At 72.1% G+C, this 26,535-nt stretch carries 25 protein-coding genes and 1 pseudogene; 10 read left to right on the forward strand and 16 right to left on the reverse strand.

Annotated elements, in window-relative coordinates; all coding sequences use genetic code 11:
* Window positions 1-5 precede the first annotated feature (5 nt).
* The 4 genes from OG470_RS24720 to OG470_RS24735 form a co-directional block, all read right to left on the reverse strand.
* Window positions 6-449, reverse strand: a complete 444-nt coding sequence (locus tag OG470_RS24720) for a hypothetical protein (protein WP_328415886.1) — start codon at window positions 447-449, stop codon at window positions 6-8.
* A gap of 73 nt (window positions 450-522) precedes the next feature.
* On the reverse strand, window positions 523-1,926 hold the full coding sequence (sthA, locus tag OG470_RS24725; protein WP_328415887.1) for a Si-specific NAD(P)(+) transhydrogenase: 1,404 nt from the start codon (window positions 1,924-1,926) through the stop codon (window positions 523-525).
* 57 nt (window positions 1,927-1,983) lie between these two features.
* The gene (locus OG470_RS24730; RefSeq protein ID WP_328415888.1) at window positions 1,984-2,622 is read right to left on the reverse strand and encodes a response regulator transcription factor; all 639 of its coding nucleotides are present in this window, start codon (window positions 2,620-2,622) and stop codon (window positions 1,984-1,986) included.
* Window positions 2,619-3,821 (reverse strand): sensor histidine kinase, encoded by a 1,203-nt coding sequence (locus tag OG470_RS24735; protein ID WP_328415889.1) that lies wholly within the window; start codon window positions 3,819-3,821, stop codon window positions 2,619-2,621. Before OG470_RS24735 ends, OG470_RS24730 begins: the two co-directional genes overlap by 4 nt.
* Window positions 3,822-3,968: 147 nt before the next feature.
* Here OG470_RS24735 and OG470_RS24740 point away from each other — a divergent pair, with 147 nt between their 5' ends.
* On the forward strand, window positions 3,969-4,727 hold the full coding sequence (locus OG470_RS24740; protein ID WP_328415891.1) for an ABC transporter ATP-binding protein: 759 nt from the start codon (window positions 3,969-3,971) through the stop codon (window positions 4,725-4,727).
* A gap of 11 nt (window positions 4,728-4,738) precedes the next feature.
* The gene (locus OG470_RS24745; RefSeq protein WP_328415893.1) at window positions 4,739-7,264 is read left to right on the forward strand and encodes an ABC transporter permease; all 2,526 of its coding nucleotides are present in this window, start codon (window positions 4,739-4,741) and stop codon (window positions 7,262-7,264) included.
* A 94-nt stretch (window positions 7,265-7,358) separates the two neighbouring features.
* On the opposite strand, the gene OG470_RS24750 is transcribed toward OG470_RS24745, so the two are convergent.
* A complete protein-coding gene (locus OG470_RS24750; RefSeq protein ID WP_328415895.1) occupies window positions 7,359-7,781 on the reverse strand; it encodes a DUF2000 domain-containing protein in 423 nt (140 codons plus the stop codon).
* 50 nt (window positions 7,782-7,831) lie between these two features.
* On the opposite strand from OG470_RS24750, the gene OG470_RS24755 reads away from it, so the two are divergent.
* Entirely contained in the window at window positions 7,832-8,713 is an 882-nt protein-coding gene (locus OG470_RS24755; RefSeq protein WP_328415896.1) for an AraC family transcriptional regulator, read from the forward strand.
* 102 nt (window positions 8,714-8,815) lie between these two features.
* Window positions 8,816-9,637, forward strand: a complete 822-nt coding sequence (locus OG470_RS24760) for an alpha/beta fold hydrolase (protein ID WP_328415898.1) — start codon at window positions 8,816-8,818, stop codon at window positions 9,635-9,637.
* Between the two features lie 16 nt (window positions 9,638-9,653).
* Here the strand turns inward: OG470_RS24760 and OG470_RS24765 are convergent, their stop codons facing one another.
* The 8 genes and pseudogenes from OG470_RS24765 to OG470_RS24800 form a co-directional block, all read right to left on the reverse strand.
* Window positions 9,654-10,487 (reverse strand): helix-turn-helix transcriptional regulator, encoded by an 834-nt coding sequence (locus OG470_RS24765; protein ID WP_328415900.1) that lies wholly within the window; start codon window positions 10,485-10,487, stop codon window positions 9,654-9,656.
* A 306-nt stretch (window positions 10,488-10,793) separates the two neighbouring features.
* On the reverse strand, window positions 10,794-11,558 hold the full coding sequence (locus OG470_RS24770) for an aldehyde dehydrogenase family protein (RefSeq protein WP_328415902.1): 765 nt from the start codon (window positions 11,556-11,558) through the stop codon (window positions 10,794-10,796).
* An 85-nt stretch (window positions 11,559-11,643) separates the two neighbouring features.
* A pseudogene (locus tag OG470_RS24775) lies at window positions 11,644-12,219 on the reverse strand (aldehyde dehydrogenase family protein); the annotation flags it as partial.
* An 84-nt stretch (window positions 12,220-12,303) separates the two neighbouring features.
* On the reverse strand, window positions 12,304-13,269 hold the full coding sequence (locus OG470_RS24780) for a quinone oxidoreductase family protein (protein WP_328415904.1): 966 nt from the start codon (window positions 13,267-13,269) through the stop codon (window positions 12,304-12,306).
* Window positions 13,266-13,628, reverse strand: coding sequence for a hypothetical protein (locus OG470_RS24785; protein ID WP_328415906.1), 363 nt, complete (start codon window positions 13,626-13,628; stop codon window positions 13,266-13,268). Before OG470_RS24785 ends, OG470_RS24780 begins: the two co-directional genes overlap by 4 nt.
* A complete protein-coding gene (locus OG470_RS24790; RefSeq protein WP_328415908.1) occupies window positions 13,625-14,491 on the reverse strand; it encodes an extradiol ring-cleavage dioxygenase in 867 nt (288 codons plus the stop codon). The genes OG470_RS24785 and OG470_RS24790 overlap by 4 nt, the downstream gene beginning before the upstream one ends.
* 27 nt (window positions 14,492-14,518) lie before the next feature.
* Complete coding sequence (locus OG470_RS24795) at window positions 14,519-15,289, reverse strand: citryl-CoA lyase (protein ID WP_328415910.1); 771 nt, start codon at window positions 15,287-15,289, stop codon at window positions 14,519-14,521.
* Complete coding sequence (locus OG470_RS24800) at window positions 15,274-16,410, reverse strand: CaiB/BaiF CoA transferase family protein (protein ID WP_328415912.1); 1,137 nt, start codon at window positions 16,408-16,410, stop codon at window positions 15,274-15,276. Before OG470_RS24800 ends, OG470_RS24795 begins: the two co-directional genes overlap by 16 nt.
* Before the next feature lie 194 nt (window positions 16,411-16,604).
* On the opposite strand from OG470_RS24800, the gene OG470_RS24805 reads away from it, so the two are divergent.
* From OG470_RS24805 to OG470_RS24815, 3 genes are all read left to right on the forward strand, one after another.
* Window positions 16,605-18,041, forward strand: coding sequence for an amidohydrolase family protein (locus OG470_RS24805; RefSeq protein WP_328415914.1), 1,437 nt, complete (start codon window positions 16,605-16,607; stop codon window positions 18,039-18,041).
* 4 nt (window positions 18,042-18,045) lie between these two features.
* Window positions 18,046-18,849: an IclR family transcriptional regulator domain-containing protein gene (locus OG470_RS24810; RefSeq protein ID WP_328415916.1), complete on the forward strand. Its 804-nt coding sequence runs from the start codon at window positions 18,046-18,048 to the stop codon at window positions 18,847-18,849.
* A 291-nt stretch (window positions 18,850-19,140) separates the two neighbouring features.
* Entirely contained in the window at window positions 19,141-20,721 is a 1,581-nt protein-coding gene (locus OG470_RS24815) for a DHA2 family efflux MFS transporter permease subunit (RefSeq protein ID WP_328415918.1), read from the forward strand.
* 58 nt (window positions 20,722-20,779) lie between these two features.
* Here OG470_RS24815 and OG470_RS24820 read toward each other — a convergent pair whose 3' ends face one another.
* Window positions 20,780-21,241, reverse strand: coding sequence for a DUF5709 domain-containing protein (locus OG470_RS24820; RefSeq protein WP_328415920.1), 462 nt, complete (start codon window positions 21,239-21,241; stop codon window positions 20,780-20,782).
* 148 nt (window positions 21,242-21,389) lie between these two features.
* Window positions 21,390-22,358: a helix-turn-helix transcriptional regulator gene (locus tag OG470_RS24825; RefSeq protein WP_328415922.1), complete on the reverse strand. Its 969-nt coding sequence runs from the start codon at window positions 22,356-22,358 to the stop codon at window positions 21,390-21,392.
* A 62-nt stretch (window positions 22,359-22,420) separates the two neighbouring features.
* Between OG470_RS24825 and OG470_RS24830 the strand changes: the two genes are divergently transcribed.
* The 3 genes from OG470_RS24830 to OG470_RS24840 are packed head-to-tail and all read left to right on the forward strand — an operon-like array spanning window position 22,421 to window position 25,471.
* Window positions 22,421-23,554 (forward strand): epoxide hydrolase family protein, encoded by a 1,134-nt coding sequence (locus tag OG470_RS24830; protein ID WP_328415925.1) that lies wholly within the window; start codon window positions 22,421-22,423, stop codon window positions 23,552-23,554.
* A 5-nt stretch (window positions 23,555-23,559) separates the two neighbouring features.
* Entirely contained in the window at window positions 23,560-24,708 is a 1,149-nt protein-coding gene (locus OG470_RS24835; protein WP_328415927.1) for a winged helix DNA-binding domain-containing protein, read from the forward strand.
* A gap of 19 nt (window positions 24,709-24,727) precedes the next feature.
* Window positions 24,728-25,471 carry a YqjF family protein gene (locus OG470_RS24840; RefSeq protein WP_328415928.1) on the forward strand — a complete coding sequence of 248 codons (744 nt, stop codon included), beginning with the start codon at window positions 24,728-24,730 and terminating at the stop codon, window positions 25,469-25,471.
* A gap of 63 nt (window positions 25,472-25,534) precedes the next feature.
* Here OG470_RS24840 and OG470_RS24845 read toward each other — a convergent pair whose 3' ends face one another.
* Complete coding sequence (locus tag OG470_RS24845) at window positions 25,535-26,512, reverse strand: aldo/keto reductase (RefSeq protein ID WP_328415930.1); 978 nt, start codon at window positions 26,510-26,512, stop codon at window positions 25,535-25,537.
* Window positions 26,513-26,535: the final 23 nt, after the last annotated feature.

Below are 26,535 nucleotides of genomic sequence, written 5' to 3' on the forward strand. Positions count from 1 at the left end.
GGCCGTCAGTCGCCGGAGTATCCCCAGAAGTAGATCTCCTCGGGTCGGCCCTGCACGTCGTGCAGGACCGCGCAGCGGCCGAACCAGCTCCGCTCGGCCAGATCCTTGATGATTCCCAGATGCTCGCGGGTGAGCCGCTCGGTCCCGGTGAGGCGCAACGCCTCGGCGGCGCTCACCGGCTCGACGGTGCCGTAGTCGGGCCTCTCACCATCGCTCAGGACCCGGTAGACGTCGAGGATGGAGTGCGTCCCCGACTCCTGCACCGCCTCGTCGTTGAAGAGCTCCTCCATCGTGGTGGGGCGGTCGTCGTAGTCCTTGGCCGAGTTGGGAATCTCGCCCCGGGCCCACCAGTAGTCGCCCTCGGCGAACACCTTGTCCCGCAGGGCGTCCAACGCCGCGTCCAGGTCTGGCTGGTACGCGACGACGTAGCTCCACCCGGATGCGCCCACGACTGCCTCTTTCTCCCACGCTGCAACAGTGTCGGCACCCTAGCGAAAACCACCGACACGCGTTGGCGATGTGTCAGCCGTCGATCCGGGTGATGTTGCGGATCTTGTTGGACGCGTCCAGGGCGGCCACCTTGTACGCCTCGGCGAGCGTCGGGTAGTTGAACACCGCGTCGACCAGGTAGTCGATCGTGCCGCCGCAGCCGATCACCGCCTGCCCGATGTGGACGATCTCGGTGGCGGCGGTACCGAACACGTGCACGCCGAGCAGGCGACCGTCGTCGGGGGAGACAAGCAGTTTCAGCATGCCGTACGAGTCACCCACGATCTGACCACGGGCCAGCTCGCGATAGCGCGCGATACCCACCTCGAACGGCGTCGAGGCGTCGGTGAGCTGTGCCTCGGTCTGCCCGACGAAGCTGATCTCCGGGATCGTGTAGATGCCGATCGGCTGCAGGCCGTGCATCTCCCGGACCGGCTCGCCGCAGGCGTGCTGGGCGGCCAGCCGGCCCTGCTCCATCGAGGTGGACGCGAGCGCCGGGAAGCCGATCACGTCACCGACCGCGTAGATGTTGTCCACCGAGGTGCGGTAGTTGGCGTCGACCGTGATCCGGCCGCGTCTGTCCGCCTGCAACCCGGCCAACTCCAGCGCCAGGTCGTCGGTCTGGCCCTGCCGGCCGGCCGAGTACATGACGGTGTCCGCGACGATCTTCTTGCCGCTCTTCAGGATGCACAGCGCCGCCGTCTGGTGCTTCTCCACCGCGGCGACCTCCTCGCCGAAGCGGAACGCCACGGACAGGTCGCGCAGGTGGTACTTGAGCGACTCGACGACCTCCTCGTCGCAGAAGTCGAGCATCCGGTCGCGGCGTTCCACCACGGTCACCTTGGTGCCGAGCGCGGCGAACATGGACGCGTACTCCATGCCGATCACGCCGGCACCGACCACGACCATGCTGCGGGGTACGGCCTGGAGGTTGATGACGCCGTCGGAGTCCACAATGGTCCGGTCGTCGAAGTCGACGCTGTCCGGGCGGGCCGGGCGGGTGCCCGCGGCGATGATGATTTTGTCGAAGGTCACCTTGGACTCGCGTCCGGAGCCGCCGTCGACCCAGATCGCGTGGGCGTCGGCGAACCGGCCGGTCCCGGTGATCATCGCGACCCGGTTGCGGGCGAGCTGGTTGCGGATGACGTCGGTCTGCCGGGTGATCACGTGCTGGGTGCGGGCGGCCAGGTCGCTGACCGTGATCTCTTCCTTGACCCGGTAGCTGCTGCCGTAGAGGTCCCGCTGGCTCAGCCCGGTCAGATAGAGCACCGCCTCGCGCAGCGTCTTGGAGGGGACGGTGCCGGTGTTGATGCACACCCCACCGATCATGTCGCGGCGGTCCACGATGCCGACCCGCCTGCCGAGCTTGGCGGCCGCGATCGCAGCCTTCTGACCACTGGGTCCGGAGCCCAGCACCAACAGGTCGTAGTCATACACGAGCGTTAGCGTCGCAAGATGTCGCGGCCCGCGCCAGACCCGGCTTCGGCGGGCCCGCTAGCCGACGAGGCGGCGTTCCCAGGCCCAGGCGGCGATCTCGACGCGGTTGCGGGCCGGGAGCTTCGTCTGCACGCTGGCCAGGTGGGTCTTGACCGTGCCCACGGCGATGAAGAGCTGGGTGGCGATCTCGGCGTTGGTCAGGCCCCGGGCGACGAGTTTCACGACGTCGAGCTCCCGGGGGGACAGGCCGGCGTGGTCCCGCGCCGGAGCGGGCGGGCTGAGGTGTTCCAGCAGCCGTACGGTGATGGACGGGCTGATCAACGCGTCGCCGGACACGGCCGCGCGGACCGCCTCCACGAGCAGCGCGGGGCCGGAGTCCTTGAGCAGGAAGCCGCAGGCGCCGTTGGACAGCGCGGTGTGCACGTACTCGTCGAGGTCGAAGGTCGTGACCACGACGACCCTGACCGGGTCGGTGACGCCGGGCCCGGCGAGCAGCCGCAGCGCTTCGAGGCCGTCGAGGCGGGGCATCCGGATGTCCAGCAGCACCACGTCCGGTCGCAGGCGCCGGGCCAGCTCGACCGCGACGACCCCGTCGGCGGCCTCGCCGACCACCTCCATGTCCGATTGCGCCCCGATGATCATGCCGAAGCCGGTCCGGACCATCGCCTGGTCGTCGGCGATCAGTACCCGGATCACCGGATCACCGCCGGCCGCAGCGGCAGCGCCGCGTCGAGCACCCAACCGCCGGCGACGCCGGGCCCGGCGGTGATCGTGCCGCCTAGGGCACGTACCCGCTCACTGAGGCCGATCAGGCCGAAGCCGTGCCCCCGGGCCGGCGCGGTGCGCGGGGTCGCGCCGTCGTCGGCGACCCGGACCAGCAGCCAGTCCGGGGTACGGCGCACGGACACGTCCACCGACCGGGCGTCCGGGGCGTGCTGGCGGGTGTTGGTCAGCCCCTCCATCACCACCCGGTACGCCGAGGTCGAGACCTCCACCGGCAGCCCGTCCAGCGGCCCGTCGACGTGCAGCCGGGCCGGCGCGTTCGTCGTGCCGTTGTGGCCCTCCAGCAACGGTGCCAGGTCGGCCACGCCGGCCAGTGGGGCCAGCGGGGCGTCCGGCGGGGCGTCCGGATTGCGCAGGACGCCGACCATCCGCCGCATCGAGGCCATCGTCTCGGCGCCGGCGCGCTCGATCTGCTCCAGAGCGACGATCACCCGCTGCGGGTCCTGCTCGGCGACGTACCGGGCTCCCTGCGCCTGCACCACGATGCCGGTCACGTGGTGGGCGATGAAATCGTGCAGGTCGCGGGCGAACTCGGCGCGCTGTTCGGCCCGGACCAGCGCGATCGTCCGTTCCCGTCCGGCGGCGACCACGCGCAGGTAGATCCCGACCGCGGCGGCGCCGACCGCGGCGAGTGCCTGGAGCAGCCCGAAGATCACGTAGACGCTCTCGGCGCCGGCGCGCAGCGGCAGCGCGGCGGCGGCGAGCGCGGCGACCACCGCCGCCCACGGCGCGAGCCGCGGCGCGCCGCGCCGGGCCACCACGAAGACCACCGCCAACAGGCCGGCGGACTCCGCGAGACCCCAGGTGCCGCCGATGGGGCGGGTACCGGCCCCGGTGAGCACGACGACACCGGCGGTGACGGCGAGTGAGGTGGCGCCCAGCAGGAGCGCCGCCAGTGGCAACAGCCGGGAGCCCTGCCGGTGCACGGGCAGCCAGACCAGCGTGGTCGCCATCGCCAGCCCCAACCGCACCAGGAGGAGCAGGGCAAAGGCTGTGCCCATCCCCCGAAGCAGGCCGAACCGCAGGTCGAAGAGGCCGAGCAGGGCCATGGCTGCCAGGCCGGCGAGCTGGCCCAGGCGTATCCACCAATTCGAGAATCCCGGCGCGTTCATCGTGACCCAGCGTAGCCAGGTCGGTGGGTCGGCCGGATCGGCCGAAAGGCAGACCCGGCGCCCGTGATCCCGGACCGCGGGCCGATGCGGCCACCCAGCCTCGCGGGCGAGGCTTCCCCGGTCACTGTCGCAGCCACTGGAGGAACCATGACAACGCACGCCCCGCCGGAGACCAGCCACGCCGCCGTCGCCGCGGTCGACCTGGTGAAGGTGTACGGCAGCGGCGACACCGCGGTCCGTGCCCTGGACGGGGTCTCGGTCGGCTTCGGCCGGGCCGAGTTCACCGCGATCATGGGGTCCTCCGGGTCCGGCAAGTCGACGCTGATGTACTGCCTCGCCGGTCTGGACACGGCCACCTCCGGCCGGGTCCTGCTCGGTGGCACGGAACTCACGGGTCGGTCCGACCGGACGCTGACCCGGGTGCGCCGGGACCGGATCGGGTTCGTCTTCCAGTCGTTCAACCTGCTGCCGCAGCTCACCGCCGCGCAGAACATCACGCTGCCGCTGGATCTCGCCGGCCGGCAGCCCGACAGTGACCTCCTCGCGCACCTGGTCGACGTGCTGGGGCTCGGCCAGCGGCTGGGTCACCGGCCCAGCGAGCTCTCCGGCGGTCAGCAGCAGCGGGTGGCGCTGGCCCGGGCGCTGGTGTCGCGTCCCGAGGTGGTCTTCGCCGACGAGCCGACCGGCAACCTCGACTCCCGCTCCGGCGCGGAGGTGCTCACCATCCTGCGCGACTCGGTACGCGACCTCGGTCAGACGGTCGTCATGGTCACCCACGACCCGATCGCCGCCGCGTACGCCGACCGGGTGGTGCTGCTCGCCGACGGCCGGGTCGCCGGGGAGATCGACAAGCCGGACCAGGGCTCGGTCACCGACGCGCTGCGCGATCTGGCGGCCGGCGCATGAGGGCGACGGCGTTGCGGACCCAGGTGAGCGCGGCGGCACGACGCCCCGGACGGCTGATCCTGACCGGTCTGGCCATCCTGGTCGCGTCGTTCGTCGTCTTCGGCACCGTGCTGGCCCAGCAGATCACCGAACGGACCACGCTGGACAACCTCAGCGGCACCCTCGCCGCCACCGACCTGGTGATCGGCGATCCGGAGCAGCCGCCGCCGCCCAGCGTGGCGGCGTTGCAGCGCGTCCGCGCCGTGCCGGGCGTCGCCGAGGCGGTCGGCCGGCTGACCATCGGTGTCTCCCTCGGCGAGGGGTACCTCAACCTGCAGGCCGACCCCGGCACCGGCCCGCTGGCCAGGGTCCGGCTGGTCCAGGGGAGCTATCCGGACAGCCCCGGCGAGATCGCGGTCAGCCCGCGTACCGTCGAGCGGCTGGGGCTCTCGGTCGGCACCGTGACCAGCGGGACGGGCGGTGAGCTGACCACCCCCACCCGGCTCACCGTCACCGGCCTGGTCGAGACCCCCGACGACGGTGGCTTCAACGCGTACGCCCCGGACAGCGTGGTGACCGCGTGGGCCGGTCTGATCCCGCTGGAGCGGATCGATGTGCGGGTGGCCCCCGGCGCGTCGGCGGAGACGGTGCGGGGCCGGATGACCGCGACGCTGCCGGCCGACCTGCCGATCCGCACCGGTGACGAGGTCCGCCAGGCGGAGGCCGATGCGGAGGCCGAGCAGGTCGGGCGACTGTTCGCCCTGGTCGGCATGTTCGTCGCGGTGGCGGTCGTCGCCGCGGCGCTGGTGGTCACCTCGACCTTCCGCATCGTCTTCGCCCAGCGGATGCGGCAACTCGCGCTGTTGCGCGCGGTCGGCGCGAGCCGGGGCGCCCTGGTCGGGGCGCTGATCGCCGAGGGAGCCCTGACCGGGCTGGTCGCCGGAGGCGTCGGGGTCACCGCCGCTCTCGCGGCCGGGCACGCCCTCCCGGCGGTCCTGCGCGCCTCCGGAAAGGCGGTCTCGGCGCCGGGCCTGCCACTGGCCGCCGCGGTCTCGGTGGTGGTCGGCGCCGTCGTCCTCACCGTGCTGGCGGTCCTGGCGCCGGCGTTCTCCGCCGCCCGGGTCTCTCCGCTGGAGGCGCTGCGGGCGGCGAGCATCACCGCCGGCCGCCGCGGCGTCGGGGTGCTGCGCCTGGTGTCCGGGGGGCTACTGGCCACCGGCGCGGCACTGGCATGCGCCGCGACGGTCAGCCGGTTGCCCGCGCCGGACCAGGAGTTCTACGACCCGATGCCGGGGCTGCTCCTGCTCGTCGGCTCCGGCACGCTGGCGTTCTTCGCGCTGGTGGCCCTCGGGCCGCTGTTGGTGCGCCCGGTGCTGGCCGTGGTGGGTTGGCCGCTGCGCCAGTTCGGGCCGCTCGGGCGGCTGGCGGTCGGCGGAATCGGAGGGACGCCGCGCCGCGCCGCCGCGGTCTCCGTGGTGGTCGCGCTCGGCGTGACCCTGATCTCCGGTGTCGTCATCGGCGGTGCGTCGATGCGGATCCTCGCCGACCGCGAGATGGCGCTCTCCGCTCCGACCGATTTCGAGGTCACCGCCAGCAACGGTGAAGCGCTACCGGCAGCCGTCGTGACGCGGGCCGAGGCGGCACGCGGGGCGTTGGCCCGGGTGGTGCCGTACCGGCGGATCGACGACGTCACGCTGATGCGCGGCGCCGACCGGCTCGGCAGCGCCGAGTCCGGCTACCCGACCATCGACCTCGACCTGCCGGCCCTGCCGAGCACCGAAGACCTGGACGCGGCGCAGGGCACGCTGGCCGACCGTGGCCCCGGCCGGATCGTGCTGGGCAGCTGGGTCGCCCGGGACGCCGGGCTGCGGGCCGGCGACAGCACCACGCTCGCCCTCGCCGGGAAGACGGTCGACGTACGCGTGGCCGCGGTCCTGCCCGACCACGGCCCCCTGCACGCGGGCATCGTCACCGACCGTGCCGACCTCGACCGGCTCGGCGTGCCGCCGGCGTTCAGCGGTCTGCTGGCCGACGCGGCCCGCCCCGGCGAGGACGGCCGTACCGCTGCGGTGCAGGCGCTGCGGCAGGCGATCGGCGGCAGTGACGGGGTTGGCCTCGCGGTGCTCGCCGACGAGCGGGACCGCCACGCCGAGGTGCTGACCACCCTGCTCTGGATCGCCGTCGGCCTGGTCAGCCTGACCGTACTGATTGCGGTGGTCGGTGTGGGGTCCACGACCGCGCTCTCGGTGGTGGAGCGGGTACGCGAGTCCGGGCTGCTCCGCGCGGTCGGCCTGTCCCGGCCCGGCCTGCGCGGCATGCTGACCGTCGAGTCCGGTCTCTACGGGGTGATCGGTGCGACGATCGGCCTGCTGCTCGGCATTCCGTACGCCTGGTTGGCGGTGCAGGTCCTCGGGATCAACGCACCGCTGGCCTTGCCGGTGCTGCCGCTGGTCGGGCTCTTCGCGGCGCTGGTCGTGCTGACCGCGCTGGCCGGGGTGCTGCCGGCCCGGCGGGCCTCCCGGGTCAGCCCCGTGGAGGCGTTGGGGATGGACGGCTGAGCACCAGTGGCCCGGTGTCCGCGCTGGACACCGGGCCACTTTCGCGACTCGTCGCTGGCCCGGACCTGTGGCAGGAGGATGCCCGGCGGCCACGTCAGGGGTGCATGCTGGCGCCCTTGAACACCTTGTCCACCACGTTGCGCGGGGCGTGCAGCGCCAACCCGACCAGGTCGAGCTTCTCCCGGCCGACCGCCCGCACGGCGGCGCGGTTGTCCCGGTCGTTACCGGTGGCGAACAGCTCCTGCGTGAAGATGGCCAGGCGTAGCCCACGGCCGAGCGCGCGCGAGTGCGCGGCGGTCAGCATGGCCCGCTCGCCGGCGAAGACCAGCACCGGCTGGCGGAACATCGGCAGGTAGCTGGTGTCGTCCGCGTCGCGGTACTCCTCGCCGAGCAACTCCGGCTCGGCGTTCGCGATGCCGCTGACCAGGAAGGCGGTGACGTTCAGCCGCTGCCAGCCCGCCAGGTCGTTGCGGAGCAGTACGGCGATCTTGGTGTTGAAGCGGATCGGTTCGGTCATGGACTCGAACCTGCCAGCCTCGGCACCGACCGGTCTTGTACGTTCTTAGCGTGGCCACCCGCCCGGCGGGCTCGCACGTCAGCGCGTGGCGACCCACGGTAGCCGGGGTCGCCGAGGTCTTCCACGCCCACTTCGTGGATCATGCGTACCCGCCGCACACCCACGACGTGTGGACTCTGTTGATCGTCGACGACGGTGCGGTCCGCTTCGACCTCGACCGGCACCGGCACGGCGCGCTGCGGACGTCGGTCACCCTGCTGCCGCCCCACGTGCCGCACGACGGCCGCTCCGCGACGCCGCACGGCTTCCGCAAGCGGGTCCTGTACCTCGACACCTCGGCGCTCGGTGTGGAGTTGGCCGGCCGGGCGGTCGACCGGCCGAACCTGGCCGATCCGCAACTGCGGCACCGGATCCACCACCTGCACCAGGTGCTCGCCGAACGTGGGGACGAGTTCGAGGCCGACAGTCGGCTCGCGCTCATCCTGGAACGGCTCCGCCGGCAGCTCCGCCAGCAGGCTCCGGCCAGCGGCCAGCCCGGCACACGCGGCCTCGCCGACCGACTGCGCGAGCTGCTGGACGCCCGGACCGTCGAGGGCGTCACGCTGCGCGAGGCCGCCGAGCTGCTGCACGCCCACCCAACCCACCTGGTCCGGACGTTCACCCACATACACGGGCTGCCGCCGCACTCGTACCTGACCGGTCGCCGGGTCGAGCTCGCGCGCCGCCTGCTCCTCGCGGGGCAGCGTCCCGCCGAGGCCGCCGTCGGAGCGGGGTTCTTCGACCAGGCACATCTGACCCGCCACTTCCGGCGTCATCTGGGCGTCAGCCCGGCCCGCTACCCGGCCCGCTACCCGGCCCGCTACCCGGCCCCTCAGCGCCGACGTGAACAGCATTCGGGCGATGTGGCCCAGCCCTCCGGCGGCCGCACCTAGCATCGGGGAAGGACGCCCCGGACCGGTAGACGGTGTCCGCAGGCACGGGGTGCCGGCCCAGCCGTCCGTCCGATTCCCGCCCAATGACCAGGAGGCATCGGCATGAGCTATGTCAAGACGAAGGACGGCACCGACATCTACTACAAGGACTGGGGCGAGGGGCCGGTCGTCACCTTCTCCCACGGTTGGCCGCTGAGCGCCGACGCCTGGGACGGGCAGATGCTCTTCCTCGTCCAGAACGGGTTCCGGGTTGTCGCGCACGACCGTCGCGGGCACGGCCGGTCCAGCCAGGCCAGCGCCGGCAACGACATGAACGGGTACGCCGACGACCTGGCCGCGGTCATCGAGGCACTGGACCTGCGGGACGTCAACCTGGTCGGTCACTCCACCGGCGGTGGTGAGGTGGCCCGCTACATCGGCCGGCACGGGACGGGACGGGTCGCGAAGGCCGTGCTCATCTCGGCCGTACCGCCGATCATGGTGCAGAGTGCGGACAACCCGGAAGGGCTGCCGATCAGCGTCTTCGACGACCTGCGGAGCCAGCTCTTCGCCGACCGGTCGCAGTTCTACCAGGACCTCGCCCAGATGTTCTACGGCGCCAACCGGCCCGGCGCGAAGGTGTCGAAGGGGATCCTCGACCAGTTCTGGCTGTGGAGCATGCAGTCCGGTCTGTGGAACGCGTACCAGAGCATCAAGGCGTTCTCCGAGACCGACTTCCGCGACGACCTGGCGAAGTTCGACATCCCGACGCTGGTGATGCACGGCGAGGACGACCAGATCGTGCCGGTCAAGGACTCGGCGCACAAGACCGCGAAGCTTGTCGCGAACGCCAAGGAGATCTACTACCCGGGCGCCCCGCACGGCATGACGTCCACCCTGCAGGACCAGGTCAACAAGGATCTGCTGGCGTTCCTGCGCGGCTGACTGGGCGGCCGGGGGATCAGGCGTACTGGGAGCCGATGACCGAGAGCAGCCGCAGCTTCTCGTCGCTCTCCGACCCGGGTACGGCGGTGAAGACCAGCAGCGTCTGGGACTGGTCGGGGTCCACCAGGGTCTGGCAGTGCAGCTCCAGCGGCCCCACCTCGGGGTGGACGAAGTGCTTCGGCGGGCAGTAGCCGGCCGGCACCGGGTGCTCCCGCCACAGGTCCGCGAACTCCGGGCTCGCGGCCAGCAGCGCGTCGACGATCGCCGCCGCTCGCGAGCCCCGGCCGTCGCGGGTGTACGCCGCGTGCAGGTGCGCCACGAGGAGTCGGCTCTGCGCCGCGTGGTCCTGCGCCGGGTGCAGCTGTCGGGTCTGTGGATCGGTGAACCAGCGGTGGTGCAGGCTGCGATCCAGCCCGGAGTGCCGGGTCTCGTCGCCGAGCAGGGCGATCGCCGGTGCGGTCTGCGCCAGCGTCTCGCCGAGGTGGTTGACCACCTGGGCGGGAGTGTCGTGGAGCCGGTCGAGGATCCGCATCATCCCCGGGTTGACGTGGTCGGCCCGGACCGTTCGGTGCGGGACGGCGTGCCCGGCGAGCTGGAACAGGTGGTCCCGCTCGGTCAGTGAGAGCCGCAGGCCCCGGGCCAGGGCGGCGAGCATCTGCTCGGAGGGATGTGGCCCCCGCTGCTGCTCCAGCCGGCTGTAGTAGTCGGTGGACATCCCGCTCAACGCGGCCACTTCCTCGCGCCGCAACCCGCCGGTACGTCGGCGCTGGCCCCGGGGCAGTCCCACGTCCTCGGGCTGCAGCGCCTCGCGTCGGGTACGCAGGAAGCTGGCGAGTTGGGCGCGGTCCACGGTGTCTCCGATCGGTGGGTGCCGGCGGGTGGACCGGCACGTTGAGTGCAACAGGCGAGCCCAGGCACGGTGTTCCGCCTCGCCGTGCACGGACACAAGACCACAAACCGGACCCCGCGCCGGCGCCATCCCATATCCACCCACCGAATCCTTCGCAAGATCGCGCTCGATCCTTGGATCCAGGGGTGTGACGGGGCGTACGAGGCCACTACATCCACGATCCAGCACGATCTTCACCGAAGCCGAGGATGCGCGGCGGCGGACGGCCCCGGCCCGACGGCGCGGGCCGGGGACCGTCCGGCGCGGTCAACGCTGGATGGACTTGGTCTCCAGGAACTCCTCCAGGCCGAAGCGGCCGAACTCGCGGCCGTTGCCGGACTGCTTGTAGCCGCCGAACGGCGCGAGCGGGTTCCAGTGACCGGCGTTCACGTCGACCTGGCCCACCCGCAGCCGCCGGGCGACCGCCGTCGCGTGCTCAGGCTCGCCGAAGACGCCACTGGTCAGGCCGTACAGCGTGCCGTTGGCGATGGCCACGGCCTCCTCCTCGTCCGCGTACGGGATGATCGTCAGCACCGGGCCGAAGATCTCCTCCTGGGCGATGGCGGAGCGCGGGTCGACGTCGGCGAAGATCGTCGGCTGGACGTAGGCGCCCTTCGCCAGGCCCTCGGGCCGATCCGGGCCACCGAACACCAGCCGGGCGCCATCGGCGATGCCCCGCTCGATGTATCCGACGACCTTCTGCCGGTGGGCCTCGGAGGCCATCGGGCCGATCCGGGTGGCCTCGTCGGTCGGGTCGCCGACGGTGTACTGCTTCGCCGCCGCCACGGCCAGCGCCACGACCTCGTCCTGACGGGAGGCGGGCACCAGCATCCGCGGCCATGCGCCGCAGACCTGGCCACCATTGGTGAACGACATCATCAGGCCCCGGCTGACCGCCTCGGGCAGGTCGGCGTCGTCGAGAATGATGTTCGCGCCCTTGCCGCCCAACTCCAGCGCGACCCGCTTGACGGTCTCCGCGGCCACCGCGGCGATCCGCTTCCCGGCCCGGGTGGAGCCGGTGAAGGAGATCATGTCGATGTCCGGGTGGGCGGAGATGGCCCTCGCCGACGATCGGGCCGGTGCCGTACACGACGTTGAACACGCCCGCCGGCACACCCGCCTCGGTCGCCACCTCGGCGAGGATCCGTGCGGTCAGCGGGGCGTTCTCGGACGGCTTGAGGACCACCGTGTTGCCCGCGAGCAGCGCCGGTGCCAGCTTGGAGACGACCTGCTGGAGCGGGAAGTTCCACGGCGTGATCGCACCGACCACGCCGATCGGCTCACGGACGATCAGCGAGGTGCCGATCTCCTCGGTCCAGGCGAAGTCCTCGGCCAGACCGGCGACGGATTCGATGACCGCGGCCGGGAAGGCGACCTGGGCGGTCCGGGACATGGTGATCGGTGAGCCCATCTCGGCGGTGATCGCCCCGGCGATCTCCTCCTGGCGGGCGGTGAGGCCGGCGCCGAGGCGGCGCAGCACGTCCGCCCGCTGCTGCGGCGTGGTCGCCGCCCAGGCGGGGAAGGCGGCCCGAGCGGCGGCGACGGCGCGGTCGACGTCCGTGGCGGTGCCGGCCGGGGCCTCGGCGACCACGTCGCCGGTCGCCGGGTTCACGACGGGAAGGGCGCCGGCCGAGCCGGCGACGATCTCGCCACCGATCCAGTGACCGGTGACGGTGTAGGTGGCAGGTGTCATGGACCGACCGTGGCATCGGCGCCGAGCCCCAACCAGGTGCGGTTCATCCAGGGATTCACGATCCCTGGCTGGGGCCGGGCCTGGTCAGAGCGCGAGGACGAGGCGGCCAGCCGCCGTGCCGTTGTCCTGCCGGGACCAGGCGTCCGCGACCGAGGCGAACGGCACGGTCTCGTGGTCGACGGTGAGTCGACCGGCGGCCGCGTGCCCGGCCACCACGGCCAGCGACGCCGCCCGCTGCTCGGCCGACAGCGCGTTGTTGGTGTAGCCGATCATCCGCAACGATCCGCTGCGGAGAACGGCGGACTCGATCGGCGCGGTCGCGCCCGCGGCGCTGCCCAGGTTGACCAGGCGGCCAGCCGGGCGCAGCACCCGCAGCGCCGCCGCGGCCGGGACGCCGAAGACCGGATCGAGGACGAGGTCGACAGGACCGTCGGCGGCGTCGCGCAGCCGGTCGGCCAGGGACGCGACGTCGTCGTCCGGGAGCAGCGGGACGGAGACCGCGGCGCCGAGTTCCTCGGCCCGGGACCGCGCCGCAGCGGAACGGGTCACGGCGATCACCCGGCGCGCCCCGGAGAGCAGGGCCAGTTGGACGGCCGCCTGACCGACCACACCACCGGCGCCGAGCACGATGACCTGTTCGCCGGCCGCGAGGCCGCCGGCGTGGGTCAGGGCTGCGTGCGCGGCGACGGCGGAGAGGCCCAGGGCGGCGAGCAGGGTCAGCGGTACGTCGGGCGGCAGCGCCACCACGTCGGCGGTGGGCACCGCGACCGTGGTCGCCATGCTGCCGTCGACCCCGGGCTTCATCCCGGCCGAGGTGCCGAACCAGACTCCGGTGCCGTCGGCGAGCCGGCCGACACCCTGCACGCCCGGCACGTACGGGGTGGCCGGCGTGCCGAAGTAGCTGGTCCCGCTGGCGCAGAGCACGTCGAGCGGGGTGATCGGCACCGCCTCGACCGTGATCGCCACCTCGCCGTCGGCCGGCACGGGGGCCGGTCGCTCGGCGATCGTCGGTGGCGTGCCGCAGGCGCTGAGCAGGGCCGCGCGGATCACGTCGCGATGTCCGGGTAGGGCAGCGCGAAGTGGGCCAGCCGCGCGCCGTAGGACTTCTGGTACTCCAGCGGCTCGGTGTTGTCCCGCTCGAAGACGGCGATGAAGAGGGTCAGGGTGAGGAACGGGTGCGCCCCCAACTCGAACAGCTTCACGTGGTCGTGGGTGGCCAGCGCCTCACGCTCGACGTCGTCGAGGCGCAGCCAGGTGCTCGCCTCGCCGCTGTGGGAGTTGAGCACGGTGTTGGCGCACTCGGCCTCCCACCAGGCGACCAGCTCGCGCGGCTCGCTCCGGTAGCGCTCGACCAGCTCTGGATCCCGGTCGACCATGTAGAGGAACTTGTTCAGCAGGTACTTGCTCATGCCGCCGGCGCTCCGTTCGGGTACCAGGTGAAGTACGCCTCCATGGTGTGGAACAGATCGAGGGTGTCGACGTGGTCGGCCTTCGCGCCGGCCCCGGCCACGCCCATCATGAGCATGAAGTCCATGAAGCCGTGGGTGGCGTTGCCGGGTGAGTGCAGGCTGTCCAGGGTGACCTCACGCAGGCACCCGTCGAGGTCGCCATTGGCGATCCACTCGACCGCCCGCTGGTCGAACTCCGGGTCCGGGCCGTGCGGGCCGAACTGCCGCGGCCCGCCCAGTTCGAGCGAGAGGTGGCCGGTGCCGATGATGGCCACCCGCAGGTGCGACGGCCACGACTCGACGATCTCCCGGATCGCCGCGCCCAACTGGACGAAGCGCTTCGGCTGCGGCAGGGGCGGCGCGAAGATGTTCGTGTAGATCGGCACGATCGGCAGGTCGGCCTCGGGCCGCAACGTGATGATCGGGCAGGTGATGCTGTGGTCGATCCGCAGCTCGTTGCTGAACGCGAGGTCGAAGCCGGCGTCGAGACCCGCCCGCAGGATGTGCCCGGAGAGGTCCTCCTGACCCTTGAGCAGCATCCGGGGCAGACCGAACTCGCGCTCCTCGTTGTACCAGTTGGCGTCGTAGCTGGGCGCCTTGCCGACCAGGAACTGCGGCATGTTGTCCAGCCAGAGCTGGTGGAAGTGGTCTGAGCCGACCATCACCAGCACGTCGGGCCTGGCCCGCGTCAACGTCTCACGGAAGGCCAGGATCTTGCTGGTCCACTCGTCGGCGAACGGGGGCCGGTCCTCGCCCGTGGCCGTGCTGGCCCGGTAGTAGAAGGGGTGGTGGGTGGAGGCGATGACCGCGACGACGGTTGCCATGCCACTCCTTTCGCTGCAGCAGGGGGGTCAGGGTTCGTAGACGGCGTTGCGGTCCACGGTGCGGTAGATGTCCATGCCGAGCGGCCGGCGTCGCTCCTCGGCGAGGTGCCCGAGCAGCCCGGCCGCGCGGGCCAGCAGGGCGAAACCGCGCAGCATCTCGACGGGGAGACCGAGGTCGGCGAGCGCCGCGCCGCAGACGCCGGCGCCGTTGAGCGGCAGGGTACGGCCGAGCACCTGCGGGTGCACCCGTCCGATCGCTTCGAACAGCCGGAGGTGAGGGCCGTACAGGCCCTCCTCGGTGGCGATCCGGATCAGTACGGGAGTGCGCGGGTCCTGCTCCTTGTGCACGGGGTGCCCGAGCCCGGGGACCAGCCGGCGCTCCTGCTTGGCCCGGGTGACGGCGTCGAGTGCCACCGCGTCGTAGTCGGTGACCTCGCCGGCCTGCGCGAGCGTGTCGGCGAGGAAGCGTCCACAGTCCTCGGTGACGCCGAGGAAGCGGGAGCCACCGCCGAGCAGGCCCGCGGCGAGTGCGCCCTGCAGCGACTCGGGCGCGGAGAGGTAGGTCAGCCGGGCCGCGATCGCCGTCGGGGTGAAGCCGTGGTCGGCGAGCGCCACCAGCACCGCCTCGAACACCCGTACCTCGCCCGGGGTGGGACGGCGGCCGGCGACCAGCCAGTACGCCAGCTCGCCGAAGCCGACCTTGCCCATCAGGTCGTTGGCCAGGTCCTGTCCGAGCAGCGAGATGGTGGTCGGGTCGGACGTGCCGATCCCGGTCGGGAAGCTCAGTTCTTCAGCCACGCGCGGATCTCCTCGCCGTGTTCGTCGAGCCCGGGCGGCGGCAGCTCGTACCGGGCCGGGGTGTCGGAGAAGGTGATGGGGTTGCGGACCCCCGGCACGTCACCGACGGCGACCACCGGGTCCAGCCCCAACTCCTGGGCGAGCGCCACGCCGCCGTCGATGGTGTTGATCGGCGCGCAGGGGACACCTGCGGCGAGCAGGTCCCGGAACCACTCGTCCTTGGTGCGCTTGGCGAGCCGTTCGACGAGCAGGGGCCGCAACTGCTCGCGATTGGCCGTGCGGTCCTGGTTGCGCCCGAAGCGCGGGTCGTCGGGGAGGGTGGGCAGGTCGAGCACCTGGCAGAGCTTGCGGAACTGCCCGTCGTTGCCGGCGATGACGATCAGCTCGCCGTCCGCGGTGGGCATCGGCTCGTACGGGAAGAGGCTGGGGTGCGCGTTGCCCATCCGGAACGGGACGGTGCCGCCGGCGACGTAGCCGCTGGAGTGGTTGACCAGTCCGGACAGCGCGGAGCTGAGCAGGTTGACCTCGACGTGCTGACCCTGCCCGGTCGTGTCGCGGTGGTGCAGCGCGGCGAGGATGCCGATGCTCGCGTGCAGGCCGGCCATCACGTCGAAGACGGAGATGCCGGCCCGGTACGGCGAGCCGTCCGGGTCACCGGTGAGGCTCATCAGCCCGGAGATCGCCTGCACCATCAGGTCGTAGCCGGGGAAGTCCCTGCCGGCGCCGGTGCCGAACCCGCTGATGCTCGCGTACACGATCTTCTCGTTGCCGGCGGTGACGCTGTCGTAGTCGAGGCCGAACCGGGCGAGGCCGCCGGGCCGGAAGTTCTCGATCATCACGTCGGCGCGGCGGGCCAGCTCCTGTGCGGCCGCCAGGTCGTCCGGGTCCTTGAGGTCGAGGGCGATGGACCGCTTGTTGCGGTTGATGCCGAGGTAGTACGTCGAGACGCCGTCGCGGGTGGGCGGCATCCAGGTGCGGGTGTCGTCGCCACCGGGGCTCTCCACCTTGATCACCTGCGCGCCCAGGTCTGCGAGGAGCATCGTCGCGTACGGCCCGGCGAGGATCCGGGAGAAGTCCGCGACGAGCAGGCCGGCCAGCGGCCCCGTCGAATGCTGCACCATGTTTCCGCCCGTTCTGCGGACACCTGTCCGCCGAAACAGCTTGCGTCACCGCACGGGGGCTGTCAACGGCCGGTTCACCGCACCGAAACACGCCCTTGACACGAATCGTGACCGGTACCACACTTGCGCCACTCGGGCTGGCCGCACAGCGGACAACGGTCCGGATCCCTCGTACCCGAAAGGAATGGGTGGCGATGAGCGCAACCGACCGGCCGGTGGTCTTCCGCAACGGCCTGGTTCTCACCATGGACGACGCACACACGGTGCTGCCCGGCGCCGACGTGCTGGTCATCGGCGACCGGATCGCGGAGGTCGGCGTCGGCCTCACCGCTCCCGACGACGCCCTGGAGATCGACGCCACCGACGGCATCCTCATGCCCGGAATGGTGGACACCCACCGGCACATGTGGCAGACCGCCATGCGCGGGTACGGCGCCGACTGGACCCTGACGCAGTACTTCGTCTGGTACTACCTGGAGTCCGGCAAGCTGTTCCGGCCCGAGGACGTGTACGCCGGCAACCTGCTCGGCGCCATCGAGGCGATCGACGCGGGCGTCACGACCACCGTCGACTGGTCGCACGGCCTGCAGACACCCGACCACGCCGACGCGGCTGTCGACGCCCTCGAGGCGGTGCCCGGACGGTTCGTGCTCGCCTACGGCAACATCCAGCAGGGTCCGTGGGAGTGGGCCGCCTCGCCGGAGTTCCGCGACTTCCACCGTCGCCGGATCGACGGCGGCAAGCTGGCCGGCTTCCAGATGGCGTTCGACGTCACCGGCGATCCCGCCTTCCCGGAGCGGGCCGCCTTCGAGGTGGCTCGGGAACTGGGCGCTGCGGTGACCACGCACGCCGGTGTGTGGGGCGCCACCAACGACGACGGCATCCGACTGATGCACGAGCACGGCTTCATGAACCCCTCGACCGTCTACGTGCACGCCGCGACGCTCACCCACGACTCGTACAACCGGATCGCCGCCACCGGCGGCTCCGTCTCCGTCTCGACCGAGAGTGAGCAGAGCGCCGGGCAGGGCTACCCGCCCACCTGGCAGCTGCGCCACCACGACATCCCGGTGTCGCTCTCCATGGACACCAGCGTGTGGTGGAGCGGGGATCTCTTCTCGGCGATGCGGAGCACGCTCGGCGCCGACCGGTCCCGGGAGCACCTGGAGGCGCACGCCAAGCAGGACACCATCACCCACTGCCACCTGCGGGCCGAGCAGGTCGTCGAGTGGGCCACCCGGGGCGGTGCCCGCGCCCTCGGCATGGACTCCACGATCGGCGCCCTCACCCCAGGCCGGCAGGCCGACGTCGTCCTGATCAAGAACGACGCCTCGCCGGTGATGTTCCCGATCCTGAACCCGCACGGTCACGTCGTCTTCCAGGCCCAACGCGGCGACGTGCACACCGTGCTGGTGGGCGGTCGGGTGGTCAAGCGCGACGGCCGCCTGGTCGACGTCGACCTCGCCGCCGCGCGGGCCAAGGTGGCCGCCACCATCGATCACCTCCGCGAGACCATGGGGGAGGAGGCGTGGCAGCGGGGCATGAACCCGGACATCCCCGAGACCGCGATCCTGGAGAACCCGTACCAGTACACCGAGTGGGACGCCGGCTCGGCGCAGTGGAAGCATTGAGCGCATGAGTGACAACGGAAGGGGCGCTGCACCCGACTTCATCGAGGCACTCGCCCGTGGTCTCGACGTCCTGCGCTCCTTCCGTCCCGGTTGCCCGTCGACGACGCTCAGTGAGATCGCCGCCGCCACCGGCCTGGCCCGGCCCACGGTCCGGCGCATCCTCATCACCCTCGAGTCGCTGGGCTACGTCCGCGCGGTCGGCCGTGGCCACGCCCTCACCCCGCGTGTCCTGGAACTGGGGATGGCGTACGTCAACGCGCTGAGCATGTGGGACGTGGCCCGCCCGCACATGGAGAAGCTGGTCGCCCAGACCAACGAGTCGACCTCGATGGCCCAGCTCGACGGCAGCGACATCGTCTACGTCGCGCGCGTGGCCGTACCGAAGATCGTCACGCTCGCCGTCACCATCGGCACCCGCTTCCCGGCCCCCGCGACGTCGATGGGCAAGGTGCTGCTCGCGGGCCTGCCGCCGGAGACGCTGGCCGCCGTGCTCGCCGAGCCGACCCGCTCCGGCATCACGCCCCGCTGGCAGCCCTCGCCAAGTGAACTGGACGCCGTGTTGCGCGAGGTCCGGGCGAAGGGCTGGGCCCTCGCCGACCAGGATCTGGCTCCGGGCATCCGGTCCGTCGCCACCGGTGTGCGCGACGGCGACGGCCGGGTCGTCGCCGCGATCAACGTGACCGTGCACGCCGCCGAGACGTCGCTGGAGACGCTGCTCGACGACCACCTGCCGAAGTTGCTGCGCGCGGCGGCCGACATCGGGCACGACTGGGCGCTGACCGCCGCCGTGCCGATGATCACCGCCTGACCGGTCGCCGTCCGGCGCCGCGCCTCCCATATCGGGCCACCCTGGCCCGGCTGCCCTCGACGGTGGCCGGGCGGTCCGCTCGGTGAGCGACACCCCGACGTCCGGTTCCAGTCGGGGGGCTGATCGGACGCGCCGCCGCTGTGGTCGTAAAACCGGCGGCGAACCGTCGGTGCTGCCGGTTAGTCTGCCTGCGCGCGTCGTCGCCTCGGTGCGTCGCGTCCCGCGCCTGGTTGGCGCGGCACCGCCGCCACCACCCACCATTCGGCGGCTCAACCGACTTCAGGAGAGTTTGTGACACAGCAATCCGTCGCGACATCGGACAAGCTCGACGCCGCGGTGCTCAAGGTGGCCGGCGTCGTGGTCCTCGGCGCGATCATGTCGATCCTCGACGTGACGGTGGTCAGCGTGGCGCTGCCCACCTTCCAGAGCGAGTTCGACGCGTCCTACGCCCGCGTCGCGTGGACGATGACCGCTTACACCCTCGCGTTGGCCACAGTGATCCCGCTCAGCGGGTGGGCGGCCGACCGGTTCGGCACCAAACGCCTCTACATGGTGGCGCTGGCCCTGTTCACGATCGGGTCCGGGCTCTGCGCCACCGCCGACACGATCGGCGAGCTGATCGGCTACCGCGTCCTGCAGGGCCTCGGCGGCGGCATGCTCATGCCGCTGGGCATGACCATCATGACCCGGGCGGCCGGGCCGCACCGGATCGGCCGGTTGATGGCGGTTCTCGGCATCCCGATGCTGCTCGGGCCGATCGGCGGCCCGATCCTCGGTGGCTGGCTGATCGACGCCGCGAGCTGGCACTGGATCTTCCTGATCAACCTGCCGATCGGCGTCGTCGCGCTGATCTACGCGCAGATGGCGCTGCCGAAGGACGCCCCCGAGCCGTCGGAGTCGTTCGACTTCGTCGGCATGCTGATGCTCTCGCCGGGGCTCGCCCTCTTCCTCTACGGCATCTCGTCACTGCCGGAGACGGGCACCTTCGCCGAGACCAAGGTGTGGGCTCCCATGCTGGTCGGCGCCGCGCTGGTGGTGGCGTTCGTGCTCTACTCCTTCAAGCCCCGGCATCCGCTGCTCGACCTGCGGCTGTTCACCAACCGCAACCTGACCATCGCCTCGCTGACGCTGTTCGTCTTCATCATCGCGTTCATGGGCGCCGGCCTGCTGTTCCCGAGCTACTTCCTGCAGGTGCGCGGCGAGACGACGCTGGCGGCCGGTCTGCTGATGGCGCCGCAGGGCATCGGCGCGATGATCACCATGCCGATCGCCGGCACGCTGGCCGACCGGGTGCCCATCGGTCGCACGGTTCCGTTCGCGCTGGCGCTCATCGTCGCCGGGTTCTTCACCTTCACCCAGGTCGACCCGCAGACCTCGTACTGGCTGCTCGGCGGCTCGTTGTTCGTGATGGGCCTGGGCATGGGCGGCACGATGATGCCGATCATGACGTCGGCGCTGCGGACGTTGCAGGCCCACGACGTGGCTCGCGGCTCGACGCTGGTCAACATCCTCCAGCAGATCGGCGGGTCGATCGGCGCCGCGGTGATGTCGGTGATCCTCACCAACGAGCTGAACGGCTCCCGGCCGATCCCCGGGCTGGTGGACCCGAGCGGTGAACCGGTCACCGAGGCCGGGCTGGCCATCGCCTCCCAGCAGCGGCCGGAGCTGCTCCAGCAGATGCCGGTGGACCCGTCGCTCATCGAGCGCGGGCTCGACTTCGCCGCCAAGTCGTTCGCCACCACGTTCTGGGTCGCGTTCGCGCTGGTGCTGCTCACCTTCATCCCGGCTGCCCTGCTGCCGCGCCGGCGCCAGCCCGCGCAGCCGCTCGACGACCAGGGCGAGCTGGCCAAGGCACCCGTCGTCATCCACTGATCGACCCCGCCCGCCGCGCTCAGCGCCCCTCGTGGTGCTGAGCGCGGCGGCGCGGCGCTCAGCGAAGCGGGCCGTCCCCGGGCCCGTCAGGGTCCTCGACCAGGTGGATCGCGGCTTCCTCCGCGCTGGCGGCGCCCGCGTCGATCCCGGCGTCCCACGCCACCGACTCGGCCTCCTCGTCCTCGCCAAGGCCCTCGTCGTAGGCGACGAGACGGCCCGCGCGCGCCTCGCGCTCGTACCCCCGGCGGGTCAGCTCGTCCTCGTCGTCGCCGCCCTCGGCGTACGGGTCGAGGTCCGGCTCCTCCTGGGCGAGGTGCTGCTCCAAGGACTCGCCCGCCCGCTCCTCGGCGGGCGTGGTGCCGAACCGGTTCGCGGCCGTCCAGTGGTCCTCGGCGATGATGCCGGTGTCGAGTGGGTCGCTGACGCGGTCGTCGTCCAGGGTGTCGGAGGTGTCCAGGACTCCGTCGTCCTCGGCCACGTTCCACTCCTCGACGGAATCCATCCGCTCGGTCTGGCTCACGGTGGTCTCCTCTTCGTCACGGTGCAGCGATGGGACCAGCCTATGACCGCCCGCCGGCACCGCATCCCGAGGGGCCGGCCGGGCACGGCGGGCGGACCTCGGGGTACGACGCGCGGAACGGATCAGCGTTCCAGCAGCTCCACCACGCCTACCCGGGCTGCGGGCGGGCCGCGCGGGTCGCCCGGCCGCCGATCTCGCGGAGGTACGCGATCAGCTCCGGTGGCTCGTGCACCTCGAACTCGCAGCCCAGGGTCAGCAGGCGCCACGCCAGCCAGTCCAGGGTGTCGGCGTGGCTGCGCAGCCGGCAACTGGCGGCGTCGATCGGCTCCAGGTCGACCGGGGAGCCGCCGAGCGGGCCGGCCATCCGCTCGACCGGTGCGTGCAGGATCACCACCGCCCGGTAGACGGGCGTGAGCTCCAGCAGCTTCTCCGTCACGAACGCCGCGGCGTCGGTGGCCGGCAGCGGGCGGGGCGGGACACGCGTCCGGGTGGTCCGCTGCGCGCTGATCCGATCGACCCGGAACATCCGCCAGTCGCCCCGGTCATTGTCGTAGCCCACCAGGTACCAGCGGCGGCCCGCCGACACCAGCTTGTACGGCTCGACCAGCCGCTCGCCGCCGACGCCGTCGCGCCGGCGGTAGGTGAACCGCAGCTGCTCGCGGTTGGTGACGGCTGCGGCCAGCGCGCTCAGGTGCTCGGGGTCGACCGTCGGCCGGCCCCAGGTGAGCAGCGGTTCGGTGGCCGCCCCCAGCGCGCTGACGCGGTGGCGCAGCCGGGACGGCAGCACCTGTTCGAGCTTCGCCAGCGCCCGTACCGAGGCCTCCTCGATGCCGACCACCGCGTGACCGGCGGCGGTACGCAGGCCAACCGCGATCGCCACCGCCTCCTCGTCGTCGAGCAGCAGCGGCGGCATCGCCGTGCCGGCGACCAGGCGGTACCCGCCGATCGCGCCCATCGTGGCCTGCACCGGGTAGCCGAGGTCGCGCAGCCGCTCGACGTCGCGGCGGATGGTGCGCAGGCTGACGCCGAGCCGGGTGGCCAGTTCGCTGCCGGGCCACTCGCGCGGGGTCTGCAACAGCGACAGCAGGCCCAGCAGCCGGGCGGGGGTGTCGGACATGGCTCCAGAATGCCAGCGATGTGTGTCAGAACCTGACCTACATGGGTCGTAGCGTGGCCGGCATGACGCCATTTCGCATCGACATCCCGCAATCGGACCTCGACGACCTGCGTGACCGGCTCTCCCGCACCCGGTGGCCGCGCTCGTTGCCCGGCACCGGTTGGAGCCGGGGGGTGCCGGTGGACTACCTCCGCGAGCTGGCCGAGTACTGGGCGAACGGTTACGACTGGCGGGTGCACGAGGCGCGGCTGAACGAGTTCCCGCAACTCGTCACCGAGATCGACGGGCTGGACGTGCACCTGCTGCACGTCCGCTCGCCGGAGCCGGACGCGCTGCCGTTGCTGCTGACGCACGGCTGGCCGAACTCCGTGGTCGAGTTCACCGAGCTGATCGGCCCGCTGACCGACCCGCGTGCCCATGGTGCGGACCCGGCGCAGGCGTTTCACGTGGTCGTGCCGTCGGTGCCCGGCTACGGTTTCTCGCAGGCGCCACCGGACGGGTTCACGGTCGACCGGGTCGCCCGGATGTGGGCCGAGCTGATGACCCGCCTCGGCTACCACCGCTACGGCACCCAGGGCGGCGACCTCGGTGCGTACATCGCGCCGGAGGTGGCGACGGTGGCGCCGGAGCAGGTGGTGGGCGTGCACATCAACGGCGGGTTCGGCTTCCCGACCGCCGCCGACGTACCAGGCATGACCGAGGCGGAACGCGCCGAGTGGGAGCAGATGCAGCAGTGGATGAGCGGCGGCGTGGACCATCACGCGCTGCTGCGGGCCGCGCCACAGACCTTCTCGTACGCCTGGACCGACTCGCCGGTCGGGCTGCTGGCCTGGATGATGCAGAAGTTCAAGGAGTTCACCATGACGGTTCCGACCCCCGAGCAAGCCATCGACCGGGACCACCTGCTCACCAACGTGAGCCTCTACTGGTTCACCGGCACGTCGGGGTCGTCCTCGTGGACCATGTACGAGCGTCTCACGCTGGCTGACGACGGCGGGTTCGCCTGGCCCAGGGGACAGCAGCGGGTGCCGTCCGGCGTGTACGGCGGCGGGTCCGCGCTGATGCGGCGCCTCGCCGAGCAGGACAACACCATCGTCCACTGGCCGGAGGGCAACCCGGGCAGCCACTTCGTGGCCATGGATGAGCCGTTGGCGCACGCGGCGGACATCCGTGCCTTCTTCGCGGGCCTGCGATGACCGACGTGAGCTGGGCGCAGGTGTGCGCCCGGCGCCTGGAGCGGCACGCGCTCACGGCGGGGTCGACCGAGGCGGGATCCGAGCCGGCCGCGGACGCGGTCGCCGCCGTGGTGTCCGTGATGTGCGGGGCGCATGCCCAGGTCGCCGCCGCCGCCGAGTTGTCCGTCGGGCTACGGGTCCCGGGTGCCACCCGTACCCTGGTGCGGCAGGCAGTGTGGACGGACCGCACCGTGGTCAAGAGCCGCGGGCCGCGCGGGACCGTGCACCTGCTCGCCGCCGCCGACCTGCCGATGTGGACCGGCGCGCTGTCGGCGCTGCCGATCCCAGCGCACGAGAAAAACCTGCTGACCACCGAGCAGACCGCGCAGGTGATCGGGGCCATCGCCGACGCCCTGGCCGAGGCCGAGCTGACCACCGCCGAGTTGACCGAGCAGGTGGTCGCTCGCACCGGTCCCTGGGCCGGCGAGCGGGTGATCGACGCGTTCCAGGACAAGTGGCCCCGGTGGATCGCCGCCATGGGGGCCGCAACCCGGAGCGGGGCCATCTGCTTCGGCCCCAACCGCGCCCGCGCCACCACGTACACCAGCCCGGCCCGCTGGTTGCCCGGGTTCGCCCCGATGGACGGCCCGGCCGCGCTGGCCGACCTCGTCCGGCGCTACCTGTACTCGTACGGGCCGGCCACCCCGGCGCAGTTCGCCCGGTGGCTGGCGGTACCCGCGCCGTGGGCGGTGAAGCTGTTCGAGTCACTGGACCTGGCGGCCGTGACGGTGGCGGGCACGCGGGCGTGGGTGGCGGCCGGTGACACCGACTTTCCGGACGACCGGCCGACCGGGTTGCGGTTGCTGCCCTACTTCGACGCGTACACCGTGGGTTGCCACCCGCGCGAACTGCTCTTCCCAGGGGCGGCCGCCGAGCGGGCACTGGCCCGTGGGCAGGCCGGCAACTACCCGGTGCTGCTGGTCGACGGCACGGTCGCCGGGGTGTGGCACCACCGTCGTTCCGGCCGCACCATCCAGGTCACGGTCGAGCCGTTGCGGGCGCTCGGCGCCGGCCAACGGGAGGCGTTGGAGGAGCAGGTCGAGCGAGTCGGCCAGATCCTGGAAGGCACTCCGTCGCTGACCATCGGCACGGTGGCTGTCGGTCCGCACGCGTGAGCCAGGGCAGGATGACGGGGTGGACATCGAGCCGGTCGACTGCGAGCCCCAGCAGACGTTCCCCCGGGCCGTCCTGCGGCAGCGCTGGGAGGATCTCACCTTCCTGCACTGGCCCGTCGCGCCGGAGCTCGTCGCGCCACTGCTGCCGGCCGGCACCCGACCGGACACCCTGGACGGTGTCAGCTACGTCGGCCTGATCGGCTTCCGGATGGTCGGGCTGGGCCTCGGCCGGGGCCCGGGGGTGCCGTACTTCGGCACCTTCTGGGAGACCAACGTCCGGCTCTACTCGGTCGACGACACCGGCCGGCGTGCGGTGGTGTTCCGGTCGCTCGACGCGTCCCGGCTGGTCCCGGTGCTGGTCGCCCGGGCGACGCTGCGGCTGCCGTACCTGTGGTCGTCGATGCGCCTGGACCGCGACGGTGACCGGCTCGCCTATCGGTGCCGACGCCGCTGGCCCGGCCCGGCCGGGACGACGAGCCGGATGGCGGTCCGGGTGGGGGAGCGGATCGCCGACCCGACGCCGCTGGAGCACTTCGTCACCGCCCGCTGGGGGCTGCACACCCGGGCGTACGGGCGCACGCTGCACCTGCCGAACTGGCACCCGCGCTGGCCGCTGCACCGGGCCGAGCTGCTGCACCTGGACGACGAACTGGTCACCGCGGCCGGGCTGCCGGCGCCGGCCGGGCCGCCGGTCAGCGTGCTGTATTCCCCCGGCGTCGGGGTGCAGTTCGGCCCGCCGGTCACCGCGCGCCGGCCCGGCTGACCGGGGGCGGGCCGTTGCCCGCTCCCCGGTCCCGCCGGCCGGCCCGCGACGAGGCGTCGAGCCTCAGTAACGGCTGCCTTCGGGCGAGGGCAGGGCGTCGAGGTCGGCCAGGTCCTCGGCGCTGAGCCGCACGTCGCCGGCCGCGCTGTTGTCCACCAGGTACTTCGGGGTCTTGGTGCCGGGGATCGGGATGATGTAGCGGTCCTGGGCGACCACCCACGCGAGGGCGACCTGCGCGGGGCTGACCCCGGCCCGATCGGCGATCTCGCGGACCCGGCCGACGATGGCGAGATTGACGCGCAGCGCGTCCTGCTGGAATCGCGGCAGGCCACGCCGGAAGTCGTCGGTGGGCAGATCGTCGAACGAGGTGAACCGGCCGGCGAGGAAGCCTCGGCCCAGCGGGGAGAACGGCAGGAAGGCGATGCCCTGCTGGGCGCAGTACGGCAGCACCTCGGTCAACGGATCGCGCGTCCACAGCGACAGCTCCGACTGCACCGACGCCACCGGGTGCACCGCCTGGGCCCGCACGATCTGGGCCACCGTCACCTCGGACAGGCCGAGCTGTCGGGCCTTGCCCGCCGCCACGACCTCCGCCATCGCACCCCAGGACTCCTCGATGGGCACGTCGGGGTCGACCCGGTGCAGCTGGTAGAGGTCTACGTGGTCGGTGCCGAGCCGGCGCAGGCTGTCGTCGATCGCCGCGCGGATGTGCTCCGGGCGGCCGTTGTTGCCGATGGTCGGCGAGTTGCCGGGGCCACCGGTGGGGGAGGTGACCACCAGCCCGACCTTGGTGGCCAGGACGGCCCGCTCCCGGTGGCCGCCGGCCAACGCCCGGCCGACCAGCTCTTCGTTGGTGTACGGCCCATATACGTCCGACGTGTCGATCAGGGTGGCGCCCAGGTCCAGCGCCTGTCGGATGACGGAGATCGACGTGTCGTCGTCCCGGGGGCCGGTGATGTCGTACCCGTGGCTCATGCCCATGCACCCGAGACCGATGACGCCGACCTCGGGGCCCGCACTGCCCAGCGTGGTGGTTCGCATGCGCCCTACGCTACGACCGGTTC

This window comes from Micromonospora sp. NBC_00389 (assembly GCF_036059255.1).
Classification (GTDB): domain Bacteria; phylum Actinomycetota; class Actinomycetes; order Mycobacteriales; family Micromonosporaceae; genus Micromonospora.